General features: G+C 60.1%; 11 protein-coding genes. 9 read left to right on the forward strand and 2 right to left on the reverse strand.

Going from position 1 to position 12815, the window contains the following annotated elements:
• Positions 1-19 precede the first annotated feature (19 nt).
• A complete protein-coding gene (gene rpsT / locus AC07VY_RS01305; protein ID WP_490592706.1) occupies positions 20-325 on the forward strand; it encodes a 30S ribosomal protein S20 in 306 nt (101 codons plus the stop codon).
• Between the two features lie 167 nt (positions 326-492).
• On the opposite strand, the gene AC07VY_RS01310 is transcribed toward rpsT, so the two are convergent.
• Positions 493-810, reverse strand: a complete 318-nt coding sequence (locus AC07VY_RS01310; RefSeq protein ID WP_495095881.1) for a DUF3579 domain-containing protein — start codon at positions 808-810, stop codon at positions 493-495.
• Positions 811-1091: 281 nt separating this feature from the next.
• Between AC07VY_RS01310 and AC07VY_RS01315 the strand changes: the two genes are divergently transcribed.
• The 5 genes from AC07VY_RS01315 (at position 1092) to kynA (ending at position 6266) form a co-directional block, all read left to right on the forward strand.
• Entirely contained in the window at positions 1092-2294 is a 1203-nt protein-coding gene (locus tag AC07VY_RS01315; RefSeq protein ID WP_495095880.1) for an aspartate aminotransferase family protein, read from the forward strand.
• Positions 2291-3202 carry an ornithine carbamoyltransferase gene (gene argF, locus AC07VY_RS01320; RefSeq protein ID WP_495095879.1) on the forward strand — a complete coding sequence of 304 codons (912 nt, stop codon included), beginning with the start codon at positions 2291-2293 and terminating at the stop codon, positions 3200-3202. Before AC07VY_RS01315 ends, argF begins: the two co-directional genes overlap by 4 nt.
• A gap of 220 nt (positions 3203-3422) precedes the next feature.
• A complete protein-coding gene (gene kynB, locus AC07VY_RS01325; RefSeq protein ID WP_495095878.1) occupies positions 3423-4049 on the forward strand; it encodes an arylformamidase in 627 nt (208 codons plus the stop codon).
• A gap of 18 nt (positions 4050-4067) precedes the next feature.
• On the forward strand, positions 4068-5354 hold the full coding sequence (gene kynU / locus AC07VY_RS01330; protein WP_495095877.1) for a kynureninase: 1287 nt from the start codon (positions 4068-4070) through the stop codon (positions 5352-5354).
• A gap of 72 nt (positions 5355-5426) precedes the next feature.
• Positions 5427-6266, forward strand: a complete 840-nt coding sequence (gene kynA, locus AC07VY_RS01335) for a tryptophan 2,3-dioxygenase (RefSeq protein WP_495095876.1) — start codon at positions 5427-5429, stop codon at positions 6264-6266.
• A gap of 59 nt (positions 6267-6325) precedes the next feature.
• Here kynA and AC07VY_RS01340 read toward each other — a convergent pair whose 3' ends face one another.
• The gene (locus tag AC07VY_RS01340) at positions 6326-7534 is read right to left on the reverse strand and encodes an FAD-dependent monooxygenase (protein WP_495095875.1); all 1209 of its coding nucleotides are present in this window, start codon (positions 7532-7534) and stop codon (positions 6326-6328) included.
• Between the two features lie 395 nt (positions 7535-7929).
• Between AC07VY_RS01340 and AC07VY_RS01345 the strand changes: the two genes are divergently transcribed.
• The 3 genes from AC07VY_RS01345 to prsR are packed head-to-tail and all read left to right on the forward strand — an operon-like array spanning position 7930 to position 12788.
• The gene (locus AC07VY_RS01345) at positions 7930-9267 is read left to right on the forward strand and encodes a TIGR03013 family XrtA/PEP-CTERM system glycosyltransferase (protein WP_495075060.1); all 1338 of its coding nucleotides are present in this window, start codon (positions 7930-7932) and stop codon (positions 9265-9267) included.
• Positions 9268-9318: 51 nt separating this feature from the next.
• Positions 9319-11430, forward strand: a complete 2112-nt coding sequence (gene prsK, locus AC07VY_RS01350; protein ID WP_495095874.1) for an XrtA/PEP-CTERM system histidine kinase PrsK — start codon at positions 9319-9321, stop codon at positions 11428-11430.
• Positions 11427-12788, forward strand: coding sequence for a PEP-CTERM-box response regulator transcription factor (prsR, locus tag AC07VY_RS01355; protein ID WP_495075058.1), 1362 nt, complete (start codon positions 11427-11429; stop codon positions 12786-12788). Before prsK ends, prsR begins: the two co-directional genes overlap by 4 nt.
• Positions 12789-12815: the final 27 nt, after the last annotated feature.

Below are 12815 nucleotides of genomic sequence, written 5' to 3' on the forward strand. Positions count from 1 at the left end.
AACACCTAAGGAATATATTATGGCAACCAAGCCTAAGAAAAAGAACCCCCGCCTGGCCTCCGGCCGCAAGCGCGTCCGCCAGGACATCAAGATCAATGCCGCGAACACCTCGCTGCGTTCCAAATACCGTACCGCTGTGAAGAACGTTGAAAAAGCCGTTCTCGCTGGCGACAAGACCAAAGCCACCGAACTGTTTGCCAAGATGCAAGCTGTGGTGGACACGGTTGCCGACAAGGGCATCTTCCACAAGAACAAGGCAGCTCGCGATAAGAGCCGTCTGAGCACCAAGGTGAAGGCGCTGGGCGCCGCACCTGTAGCCGCTTAATTTTTTAAGCAAACCGCCCGGACTGCTGAGCGTGAGCTAGTTAGTCCGCCGTTTTGTGGGTGCGCTGCCAGCACAGCAAAAAACCGCCAGAGCGCAAGCTCTGGCGGTTTTTTCGTTATGGAATTTGGGTTTTGTGTTGCATGCCCCGATGAGGGGCTGTCCGCGCTTTATTTGGACGTGGCGTCGGGGATCAGGCAGGCCTCGGCCACTTGCAGGCCGTTGTCGCGGGCGAAGTTGATGGCGAAGTCCCAGGCCATTACGTCGTAGTCGCGCAGTTCGTGGTTCAAGATCACGCACTTGATGCCGTTGATGGTGGTGGGCACGCACCAGGGGGAGTAGCTGAGGTGGCTGCCGGGCTGGGCACCACCGGGGCGAAACTGGCTCAACACGCCGGCTAGGCGCTCGGCCCAGTCACTGGGGCGGAAGGTTTTTCCGTTGCTCGTGACACCTTGGATAAAGACTTCTTTGGCAGCGTTGGAAACCATCAGGTGGGGCTTTTGAGTAGGGGTTTGGTGCATCCCAGATGGGAGTTCTGCGAGGCAGCAATGGACCGAATCATAGCGGCAATAGGCCTGTTTGCGGTGCTCTGTTGCACTGCACAAGAATTGTATCTTATATAAGACTTGGGGCTTTTCTGTGGGGGCTTTCCAGTCCGTCAGGCATTGCAGTAATGCGCAATTGTCAAAAAACCGTGCAATCTCTACGCCTAAAATTGCGTTTCAGCGGTTCTGTTGACCCTGAATCCCCGTTTATTTTGGAGAACTGCATGACCGCTTTCATTGAGGCTTCCTCACCCCACACCATGAACACCTATGGCCGACTGCCGATTGCGCTGTCGCATGGCCAAGGCGTGCGCGTGTGGGACGTGAATGGCAAGTCTTACCTGGACGGTCTGGGCGGCATTGCGGTCAACACGCTGGGCCACAACCACCCCAAGCTGGTGCCCGCCTTGCAGGACCAGATCGGCAAGATCATCCACAGCTGCAACTACTACCATGTGCCCAACCAGGAAAAGCTGGCCGCCAAGCTGGTCGAGCTGTCGGGCCTGACGAATGTGTTCTTCTGCTGCACCGGCCTGGAAGCCAACGAAGCCGCCTTGAAGCTGGCGCGCAAGTTTGGCCATGACAAGGGTATCGAGCGCCCCGAGATCGTGGTCTATGAAAAAGCCTTCCACGGCCGCAGCATTGCCACGCTCAGCGCCACCGGCAACGAGAAGATCCAGAAGGGCTTTGGCCCCATGGTCGAAGGCTTCATCCGCGTGCCGCTGAACGATATCGAGGCCTTGAAGAAGGCCACCGAGGGCAACCCCAATGTGACGGCGGTGTTCTTCGAGACCATCCAGGGCGAGGGCGGCGTGAACCCCATGCGCATCGAATACCTGCAGCAGGTGCGCAAGCTCTGCGATGAGCGCGACTGGCTGCTGATGATCGATGAAGTGCAATGCGGCATGGGCCGTACCGGCAAATGGTTTGCCCACCAGTGGGCGGGTATCAAGCCCGATGTGATGCCGCTGGCCAAGGGCTTGGGCTCGGGCGTGCCGGTGGGCGCGGTGGTCGCAGGCCCCAAGGCCGCCCACATTTTCCAGCCGGGCAACCACGGCACCACCTTCGGCGGCAATCCGCTGGCCATGCGCGCCGGTGTGGAAACCATACGCATCATGGAAGAAGAGGGCCTGCTGGAGAACGCGGCCACGGTGGGGGCACACTTGCAAGCCGCGTTGCGCCGTGAATTGGCAGGCGTGGAAGGCTTCGTGGAAGTGCGTGGCCAGGGCCTGATGATTGGCGTGCAGCTGGCACGCCCCTGCGGCGTACTGGCGCAGCGTGCGGTGGATGCCGGCCTGCTGATCAGCGTCACCGCTGACAGCGTGATCCGCCTGGTGCCGCCGCTGATCATGACGGCCGCCGAGGCCGATGAACTGGTCAGCATTCTGTGCCCCTTGGTCAAGCAATTTTTGGCAGAACCCGTATGAAGCACTACCTGCAATTCAGCGACTTCAGCGCCGAGGAATACGCCTACCTGTTTGAGCGTGCGGCGCTGATCAAGAAGAAGTTCAAGTCCTACGAAAAACACCATTCCCTGGTGGACCGTACGCTGGCCATGATCTTTGAAAAGGCATCCACCCGCACCCGCGTGAGCTTCGAGGCCGGCATGTACCAGCTGGGTGGCAGCGTGGTGCACCTGACCACCGGCGACAGCCAGCTGGGCCGGGCCGAGCCCATCGAAGACAGCGCCAAGGTCATCAGCCGCATGGTCGATCTGGTGATGATCCGCACTTTTGAGCAGACCAAGATCGAGCGCTTTGCCGAGCATTCGCGCGTGCCGGTCATCAACGGCCTGACCAACGAGTTCCACCCCTGCCAGATCCTGGCCGACATCTTCACCTACATCGAACAACGCGGAAGCATCGCGGGCAAGACCGTGGCCTGGGTGGGCGATGGCAACAACATGGCCAATACCTGGCTGCAGGCCAGCGAGATCCTGGGCTTTACCGTGCACGTCAGCACGCCCAGCGGCTACGAGGTGGACCAGTCGGTGGCCGGCCTGCGTTCCGGCGATAGCTACAAGGTCTTCAAGGACCCTATGCAGGCCTGCGCCGGCGCCGACCTGGTGACCACCGATGTGTGGACCAGCATGGGCTACGAGGCCGAGAACGAGGCGCGCAGACTAGCTTTTGCCGACTGGTGCGTGGATACCGAAATGATGCGCGCCGCCAAGCCGGACGCGCTGTTCATGCACTGCCTGCCCGCCCACCGGGGCGAAGAGGTCGAGGCCGATGTAATCGATGGCCCGCAGTCGGTGGTATGGGACGAGGCCGAGAACCGCATGCACGTGCAGAAGGCGTTGATGGAATACCTGCTGCTCGGACGGGTGGCATAAGTTGCAAGCCACCTGGCCGGCAGGCTGGGTGCTATCTATTTAATAGCTTCTAGCGCAGGTAATACCTGCGCTAGAAGCTATTTTTGTATATGAAATGCCCTGGCGGCACAGTAGCGTTCGCGCACCACGGCTTGCCGATGCGGGCCGGGTTTCAGAATTTACCGGCTGTTGGAAATAACCGACACCACGCGGTTTTTAGCGGTGATACCTTCGCCGCACTATGCAAAACCTCTGGGATATTTCACCCCCCGTCGCCCCTGGCAGCCCGGTGTTTCCGGGTGATACGCCGTACCAACAGCAGTGGACGGCAAGCATCTCGCCGGCCTGCCCGGTCAACGTCAGTGCGCTGACCTTGTCGCCGCATGTCGGCGCCCACGCCGATGCGCCGCTGCACTACGACCCGCAAGGCCAGGCGATTGGCGCGGTCGACCTTGCACCGTATCTAGGCCCCTGCCGCGTCATCCACTGCATAGGCCGTGGTCCGCTGGTGCTGTGGGAGCACCTGGCCCATGCCGTGCAGGATCTGCCGCCCCGTGTACTGGTGCGCACCTACCAGCACATGCCGGTGGACCGCTGGGATGGCGACCTGGCCGCCTATGCCCCCGACACCGTAGAGCGCCTGGCTGCGCTGGGCGTGACGCTGATCGGCATCGACACCGCCAGCATCGACCCGGCTGACAGCAAGACCCTGGACAGCCACCAGACCATCCGCCGCCTGAACCTGCGGGTGCTGGAAAACCTGGTGCTCGATGACGTGCCCGAGGGCGACTACGAACTCATCGCCCTGCCGCTGAAGCTGATGACCGCCGACGCATCCCCCGTACGCGCTGTTTTGCGCTCACTTTGAATCTGAGAAGGAAGAACCGTGACGACTTTGCATGACTGCCTGCGCCTGGACGCGCTGGACCCCCTGGCGCCGCTGCGCGCCCATTTCAGCCTGCCACCCGGCGTGATTTACCTGGACGGCAACTCGCTGGGCGTGCTGCCCGCGGCCACCGCCGCCCGCGTTGCCCAGGTGGTGACGCAGGAGTGGGGCACCGACCTGATCAAGTCCTGGAACAGCGCCGGCTGGTTCGACCTGCCGCAGCGCCTGGGCAACCAGATTGCTCCGCTGATCGGTGCGGGCCAGGGCGAGGTGGTGGCCACCGACAGCACCTCGGTGAACCTGTTCAAGGTGCTGACCGCCGCGCTGAACATGGCGGCTGCTGATGCGCCGCAGCGCAAGCTGGTGGTCAGCGAGCGCAGCAACTTCCCTACCGATCTGTACATCGCCGAATCGCTGTGCCGCCAGCATGGCTTCACGCTGCAGCTGGTTGAGCCCGAAAAGATCGCTACCGCTTTGACTCCGCAGGTCGCGGTGCTGATGCTGACCCACGTGAACTACCGCACCGGCGCCATGCACGACATGCCGGCCGTCACGCAAGCGGCGCACGAGGCCGGTGCGCTGATGCTATGGGACCTGGCGCACAGTGCCGGCGCCGTGCCGGTGGATTTGACGGCTGCCAAGGCCGATTTCGCGGTCGGCTGCGGCTACAAATACCTGAACGGGGGGCCCGGCGCGCCGGCCTTTGTGTGGGTGAACACTGCGCATGCCGAGCGCTTCTGGCAACCGCTGGCCGGCTGGTGGGGCCACGCCACGCCGTTCGAGTTCACCCCCGACTACCGGCCGGCCCCCGGCGTGACGCGCTATCTGTGCGGCACCCAGCCCATGATCAGCCTGGCGGCGCTGGAATGCGGGCTGGATGTGTTCGACGCGGCCGGCCGCATCGTGCCCAACCAGAGCGCCATGCAGACCTTGCGCCAGAAGTCGCTGGCCCTGACCGATTTGTTCATTGAACTGGTCGAGCAGCGCTGCGCCGGCCACGGGCTCGGCCTGGCAACTCCGCGCGAACACGCCCAACGTGGCTCGCAGGTCTGCCTGAGCAAGGCCGAAGGTGCCTACGCCATCGTGCAGGCGCTGATCGCCCGTGGCGTGATTGGCGACTACCGTGCTGGCAATGGCGCCCAGCACCCGGACATCCTGCGCTTTGGTTTTACGCCGCTGTACCTGGGCTATGAAGACGTATGGAATGCGGTGGACCAGCTGCAGCAGGTGCTGGAAAGCGAAGAATGGCGCCGGCCCGAGTTCAACCAGAAGCACGCGGTTACCTGAAGCATTGCGGGACAGAGCAACGCACCTTCACGCGGTGAAGCGCGTTGCTCTGTCCTCAACTGATTGAATACCATGACAAAACCTATAGACATCGTTCGCCAGGAGGGAGCCCAGCTGGACTTCAGCCAGTCCATGAGCTACGGCGACTACCTGCAGTTGGACGCCTTGTTGGGCGCGCAAAAGCCCTTGTCGCCCGCGCACGACGAGCTGCTGTTCATCGTCCAGCACCAGACCAGCGAGCTGTGGATGAAGCTGATGCTGCACGAGCTGCACGCGGCCATGCGCTGTGTGGCGGCGGACGATCTGCACAGCGCCTTCAAGATGCTGGCCCGTGTGTCCAAGATCATGGCCCAGCTGGTCCATGCCTGGGACGTGCTGGCCACCATGACGCCGCCCGAGTACAGCGCCATGCGGCCCTACCTGGCCAGCTCCAGCGGCTTCCAGAGTGCGCAGTACCGCTGCATCGAATTTGCGCTGGGCAACAAGAATGCGGCCATGCTCAAGCCGCATGCGCACCGGCCGGATTTGCTGGCGCTGGTGCAGGCCGCGTACGAGGTACCTTCGCTGTACGACGAGTCGCTGCGCCTGATGGCGCGGCGTGGACTGGCCATTCCGGCCGGCCACTTGCAGCGCGACTGGACCCAGCCCTATGTGGCCGACGCCGCCGTGGAGCAGGCCTGGCTGGTGGCCTACCGCGATCCGCGCGAGCACTGGGACATTTACCAACTGGGTGAGAAGCTGACCGATCTGGAAGACGCGTTCCGCCTCTGGCGCTTCCGCCACGTCACCACGGTGGAGCGGGTGATTGGCTTCAAGCGCGGCACGGGTGGCACGGGCGGCGTGAGCTATCTGCGCAAGATGCTGGACGTGGTGCTGTTCCCGGAGATCTGGACGCTACGTACCAATTTGTAAGCTTTGCAGGCCGCTGGCGCAGATATTACCTGCGCTGGAAGCTATGAAGTTTGTAGCAATTACGGTGCAGGTGGCGTGTAGCCGTACAGCCAGGGTTGGTCCATCAGCCGTTCTCCCCCCAGCTGCATGGCTCGGTTCCGGCCCCAGCGTACCAAGCCGGTGGCGTGGAATATCTGGCCGTTGCGCACGGCCCGGGCCTGGACCTGGGCATTGCGCTGCCAGCGCTGTTGCGCATAGTGTTGCAGCGCAGCGGGGATAGGCTGGCCCGAGCCCAGCGCGGCGGCCAGCGCGGCCGCATCTTCAATCGCCATGCCCGCGCCCTGGGCCAGGTAGGGGCGCATGGGGTGGGCCGCATCGCCCAGCAGCGCCACCCGGCCTTGCGCATGCTGGTGCGCGCCGGCCATGGGCGGGCGGTCGCACAGCACCCACAGGCCCCAGCTGTCTATGGCTTGCACCAGGTCTTGCAGTGGCGCGCAGGCCTGGATCAGCTTGGCACGCAGGTCGGCGGCGTTGGCGCTGTGGTCCCATTGCTCCAGACTGTCGGCGGGCCCGGGCCAGAGGCTTTGCACAATCGCCACCACATTCAGCCATTCACCCCGGCGTACGGGGTACTGCACCACGTGTAGCTTGTCGCCCAGCCAGGCCGTGACCTGCTGGGAGCGCAGATGTGCCGGCAGCTGGGCCTGGGGCACCAGGGCGCGGTAGGCCAGGTGGCCGGTGGCGCGCGGTGGGCCGCCATGCAGCAGCCACTGGCGCACGGGGCTCCACAGGCCATCAGCTCCGACCAGCACATGACCGGCATGGTCGTTGGTGGCAGTGCCGGCGTGCTCTGTCCAGCCTACCTGTACGCCGCCGTCATTTTGCTGGAACTGCTTTAGGGTGCGCTGCGTGTGCAGCTGTGCGTCGGTTCGCTGTTGCACTGCCGTGTGCAGCAGGGTGTGGAGGTCAGCACGGTGCACCGTGGCGTAAGGGGCGCCGTAGCGCTGCTGCATGGTCTGCCCTAGAGGCAGAACGCCTAGCTCCGCGCCATTGCGTGCATCGCGGGCCTGCAGCCGGTGTGGAAAAGCGACCACTCCCTGCAAGGCCTCGTCCAGTCCCCATTGGTATAGCTGGCGCACGACGTTGGGGCCTATCTGTATGCCTGCACCAACTTCGCTGAAGGTGCTGGCACGCTCAAACAAGGTGATTTTTTGGCCCGCAAGGCTGCAAGCCAGTGCCGCCGCCATTCCTCCGATGCCGCCACCGGCGACCAGTACATGTGTATCCATACGGCTGGATTTTGCCGTGTGCGCGTGGGCATTCCGCCTGTTGGACGGAGTGAGGGCGTTTGAATGCTGCGATGTGCCGCCTGTTACATCCGGCATTGAATCGATATGTATCAAAAACAGCCCATAATGGAGAATACGCAGCAAGAGAGGACAGCTTTGTGATCACCGAAAAATCGATGAAAGTATGCTGTAAAGCGAATAAGAATAACTCCGTAGTTCAAGACATTCGATGAATTTTCCCCTGCAGAATGGCCCGCGGACCACGTTTGCGCTGGCTTCGGTATCCCCTTCGCAAAATAGCGTGTCCCGTCACAGACCAGGGGGTAGCTGCGTGTTGTTACTAGGGGGCGGTCGTGATTAAACTTTTTAACCATTACCTGCATAAACAAACACTTTTGCAGATATTTCTTGACCTGGGTTTGGTCATTGCTGCAGTTTTGGTCGTGGTGGTTTGGCGGGGTGAGGATTTGACCTCGGTGGTGGCTCTGCTGGGGCAGGCCAGTCTGCTGTCACTGGGCATGCTGGTTATCAATTCGGCTCTGGGGTTTTACCAGCGTATCCATAACCGGTCCTTGAACCAATCACGTGCACGGGCCATGCTGTCGCTGGTGTTCGCCGTACCGTTGACTTTTGCGGTGTTTTCCTTGTTTCCGGGCAGCCTGGCGAGCCGGGAAAACCTGGCCATGGCGGCCATGGCCGGTTTCGTTTTCGTGCTCTTGCACCGGGTCTATGTAGCCCATTCCACACCCCAGTCCATGATGCGCCACCGTGTGCTGGTATTCGGCACGGGACCGCGTGCGGCATTGGTGGGTAAGACGCTGAAGAATGAAGACCCCCATGTGGACGTGGTGGGCTATTACGCCAGCCCGAATGAGGCGGAGTCCGAGGTGTCGGCCTGGGGGATTTTGTCCAAGCACAAATCCTTGACCGATACGGCGCTGGAGCTGGAGGTGGACGAGATCGTGGTGGCCCTGGTGGAGCGCCGCGGTGGCAGCATGCCTTTGCGTGAGCTGTTGGACTGCAAGTTGCATGGTGTGCGGGTGGTGGACGTGGCCACGCACTTTGAGAAGACCAAGGGCCAGATTCGGCTGGATTCCGTTAACGCCGGTTGGCTGATTTTTGGCGATGGTTTCAGTCAAGGCGGCTTACGCTCGGCGGTAAAGCGCCTGTTTGATATTTTCAGTGCCGTGGTGCTGATTTTGCTGACCTTGCCGATCATGTTGGTCACCATGTTGTTGGTGATGCTGGAGAGTCCCGGGCCGATTTTCTACCGGCAGGAACGCGTGGGCTTCAATGGCCGCTTGTTCAATGTCATCAAGTTCCGCAGCATGCGTACCGATGCCGAGAAGGACGGCACCCCGCGCTGGGCCGCTGCCCAGGATGACCGTGTGACCAAGGTCGGCAAATTCATTCGCAAGGTGCGTATTGACGAGCTGCCGCAGCTGTTCTGCGTGCTGAACGGTGACATGAGCATGGTCGGCCCCAGGCCGGAGCGGCCTTACTTTGTGGACCAGTTGACGCGTCAGATTCCTTACTATGCCGTGCGTCAAAGCGTGAAACCCGGCGTGACGGGTTGGGCCCAGGTCCGCTATCACTATGGTTCCACACTGGAAGATTCGGCTGAGAAGCTGCAGTACGACCTGTATTACGTCAAGAACCACTCGCTGTTTCTGGACATCGTCATTCTTTTTGAAACCGTGGGCGTGGTGTTGCTGGCAAAAGGCGCCCGCTGAACCATAAGCGCCTGCTGTCGCGCTTATCCACCGTACCCCGCGTTCTGTTGCATGGATAGCCAAACCACTACGTTGACCTCTCTGGGTTATGCACTGGCTGCGGTGGTGTACACCGCTTTCGGCATGCGGCTGTTGGGCCTTGGCTACTGGCGTGCACCCCGCAATGCATCCTCGGTCTATCTGATGGCGGCGGTAGGCTTCACGGCCGTGTGGGGCTGGCTGCAGTTTGTATTTGGCTCGCACCCGCAAGCGGTGTGGCAGCTATTGGGCGGGTTGGCGGATGTGGCGCGTTACGCTTGCTGGTTTGGCTTCATGCTGTCGCTATGCCGTGCCAACCGTGAAGGTCAATATCCCCCCGGCATGGGCTGGTTGCCATGGGTGACTTTGGCGGCCTTATGTTTTGCTGTGGCCGCTCCGCTATTGCTGGTATTCCAGGTCACTTATTTCGGAGATGCGGTTTGGTTGTATCTGATGGCTGCAACCGCTTTGCCGGTGATGGGGCTGGTCTTGCTGGAGCAGGTCTATAGCAATGTCAGCGAGGATTCGCGCTGGAACATCAAGCCGCTGAGTCTTGGGATTGCAGGCATCTTCCTGTTCGACCTGTACCTGTATTCCCAGGCCGTGCTGTTCAAACGGATTGACCTCGATGCGCTCAGTATTCGGGGGGCGGTCCATGGTCTGATGGTGGTGTTGTTGCTGCTGTCCACCCTGCGGCGCAGCGACTGGATCGCGAATATCCGGGTTTCGCAAAAGGCCGCTTTCCATTCCGCTACTTTGCTGGTGGCGGGGGCTTATCTGATCTTCATTTCAGCGGTGGGCTATTACGTACGCTACTTTGGTGGCGAATGGGGGCGCGCCTTGCAGCAGGGGCTGGTTTTTTCTGCGCTGATTGCACTTCTGGTGCTGACCCTGTCGGGCGCGTTCCGGGCCAAGCTGAGAGTGTTTGTGGGCAAGCACTTCTTTCGCTACCGCTATGACTATCGGGAAGAATGGCTCAAGTTCACCCAAACCTTGTCTAGCAACCAATCGCCGAATGACATGGGCCAACAGGTTGTGCGGGCACTTGCGGACATGCTGGAAAGCCCGGGCGGCAGCCTATGGATGAAGAGCGGCAGCGAAGCTGCATTCCGCCAGACGGCCTGCTGGAACCTGGCATCCAGCCCGGTCAAGGAAGAGGCGGAGTCTTCTTTTTGCCAGTTCCTGGCCAGCAGCGGTTGGGTGATCAATCTGGAAGAGTTTCGTACTTATTCCAAACGCTATGGCGATTTGAAATTGCCAACCTGGTTGCAGGAATTACCGCAAGCCTGGCTGATTGTGCCCTTGACAGCAGGGGGGGAGATGATCGGTTTTGTGGTGCTGGCCAGTGCGCGCACCAATATAGACGTCAACTGGGAGGTCAACGATTTGCTGAAAACCGCTGGTCGCCAGGCGGCCAGCTACCTGGCCCAGATGCGGGCTACGGAGGCCTTGCTGGAGGTGCGCAAGTTTGACGCCTTCAACCGCATGTCGGCTTTTGTGGTTCACGACCTCAAGAATATTGTCACCCAGCTGTCCTTGATGTTGAAGAATGCCAAGCGTCTGCACGACAACCCGGAGTTTCAGCAGGACATGCTGATGACGGTAGAGAATTCATTAGACAGAATGCGCCAGCTGATGCTCCAATTGCGCGAAGGTGCCACACCGCCGGGAACCGTTGTCGGGGTCGATCTGGCTATCATTGTTCAGCGCATTGCCTCTGTGGCCCTCAAACGAGGTCGGCAGTTGGAGGTGGAATTGATCGATAAGGTTCTTACGCGTGGGCACGAGGAGCGCCTTGAGCGCATCATCGGTCACGTGGTGCAGAACGCTTTCGATGCCACAGATCCATCAGGCCGAGTATGGGTCAAACTGGACCGCGCCAGCGGCCAGGCCCGGGTGGAAATAGGCGATACAGGGCACGGTATGTCGGAAGAGTTTGTGCAAGAACGGCTCTTCAAGCCATTTCAAACAACCAAACAGGCGGGTATGGGCATTGGCGCCTATGAAAGCTTTCAGTATGTGCAGGAATTGGGGGGGAAGATTTTGGTAAGCAGCGCGCAAAACAAAGGAACGCTTGTGACAATTTTGTTGCCGTTGTTCGAGGTACATCAAGGTTCTGACCTGCATGAGATGGGGGCGATATGAGCAGTGATAACGCCCGTTCCCTGTTGATTGTGGAGGACGACCTCGCGCTGCAAAAGCAGATCAAGTGGTCCGTGGACAAATTTGAGTCGGTGACCGCCAACGACCGAGACAGTGCTCTGGTGCAACTGCGCAGGCACAGCCCGGCCGTGGTCACCATGGATCTGGGGCTGCCGCCGGATGCTGACGGCGTGAGCGAGGGCTTTAAATTGCTGGAGCAGATTCTGGCGGTGGAACCCGATACCAAGGTCATCGTTTTGACGGGGCAGAATGACCAGGCCAACGCCTTGCGGGCGGTTGCATTGGGCGCTTATGATTTCTTTGCCAAACCGTTTGAGCCGGAGTTGCTCAATTTGACGATTGACCGTGCGTTTCGCATGTTCGAACTGCAAAAAGAAAATCGCCGTTTGCAGGAGATGTACCAGCCAGACGCCTTGGCGGGCTTGGTGACGCGTGACCCCGAGATGCTGCGCGTATGCCGCACGATTGAGAAGGTCGCCAACACCACGGCTACCGTCATGTTGCTGGGTGAAAGTGGTACCGGCAAGGAGGTACTGGCGCGGGGACTGCACCAGGCATCGCAGCGCAAGGGCGAAAAGTTTGTTGCCATCAACTGCGCGGCCATCCCGGAGAACCTGCTGGAGAGCGAGTTATTTGGCTACGAGAAAGGTGCGTTCACCGGTGCGGCCAAGACCACGCTCGGCAAGATCGAGATGGCCAACGGCGGCACCTTGATGCTGGACGAAATCGGGGACTTGCCATTTTCTCTGCAGGCCAAGCTGCTGCGTTTTATCCAGGAGCGGACCATTGAACGGGTGGGGGGGCGTCAAGAGATTCCAGTTGACGTACGGATTGTTTGTGCGACCCACCAGGATTTGAAAGCCTTGAGCAAAGAGTCCCGGTTCAGAGAGGATTTGTATTACCGCTTGGCTGAAATTGTCATCAATATTCCACCATTGCGCGCCCGCAATGGTGATGCAGCTTTGTTGGCTTATTCTTTTGTACGCAGGTTTGCGCGTGAGCAAAATCGCGGCTCGTTGAATTTGAGCGAGGAGTGTGTACGGGTTATAGAGAACCATACATGGCCAGGCAATATCCGGGAGTTGGAAAACTGCATCAAGCGTGCAGTAATTATGGCGGATGGAAACAAGATTACTCCGGAAGACGTGGGGTTGGAATCTGTTGTTTCTGAAGCAGCTGATGATTCTTTGGATTTACGTACCGTGCGTGAGAGTGCAGAAAAAAATGCAATTATTTCAGCACTAGGGCGTGTAAATGGAAATATCGTGAAGGCTGCGGAGTTGTTGGGCGTAAGTCGACCAACCTTGTACGATATTATGCATCGGCTAGGTCTGAAGTAAAAGTGCATGCATTTTGATTTTGTTTGG

It is taken from the genome of Rhodoferax sp. GW821-FHT02C08 (assembly GCF_059421805.1).

What these genes read in the sequence shown, in the direction of transcription:
- prsK (WP_495095874.1), top strand. Translation starts at nt 9,319, where the DNA reads ATGGATAGCCAAACCACTACGTTGACCTCTCTGGGTTATGCACTGGCT.
- rpsT (WP_490592706.1), top strand. Translation starts at nt 20, where the DNA reads ATGGCAACCAAGCCTAAGAAAAAGAACCCCCGCCTGGCCTCCGGCCGC.
- kynA (WP_495095876.1), top strand. Translation starts at nt 5,427, where the DNA reads ATGACAAAACCTATAGACATCGTTCGCCAGGAGGGAGCCCAGCTGGAC.
- AC07VY_RS01310 (WP_495095881.1), bottom strand. Translation starts at nt 810, where the DNA reads ATGGTTTCCAACGCTGCCAAAGAAGTCTTTATCCAAGGTGTCACGAGC.
- prsR (WP_495075058.1), top strand. Translation starts at nt 11,427, where the DNA reads ATGAGCAGTGATAACGCCCGTTCCCTGTTGATTGTGGAGGACGACCTC.
- kynB (WP_495095878.1), top strand. Translation starts at nt 3,423, where the DNA reads ATGCAAAACCTCTGGGATATTTCACCCCCCGTCGCCCCTGGCAGCCCG.
- argF (WP_495095879.1), top strand. Translation starts at nt 2,291, where the DNA reads ATGAAGCACTACCTGCAATTCAGCGACTTCAGCGCCGAGGAATACGCC.
- AC07VY_RS01315 (WP_495095880.1), top strand. Translation starts at nt 1,092, where the DNA reads ATGACCGCTTTCATTGAGGCTTCCTCACCCCACACCATGAACACCTAT.
- AC07VY_RS01340 (WP_495095875.1), bottom strand. Translation starts at nt 7,534, where the DNA reads ATGGATACACATGTACTGGTCGCCGGTGGCGGCATCGGAGGAATGGCG.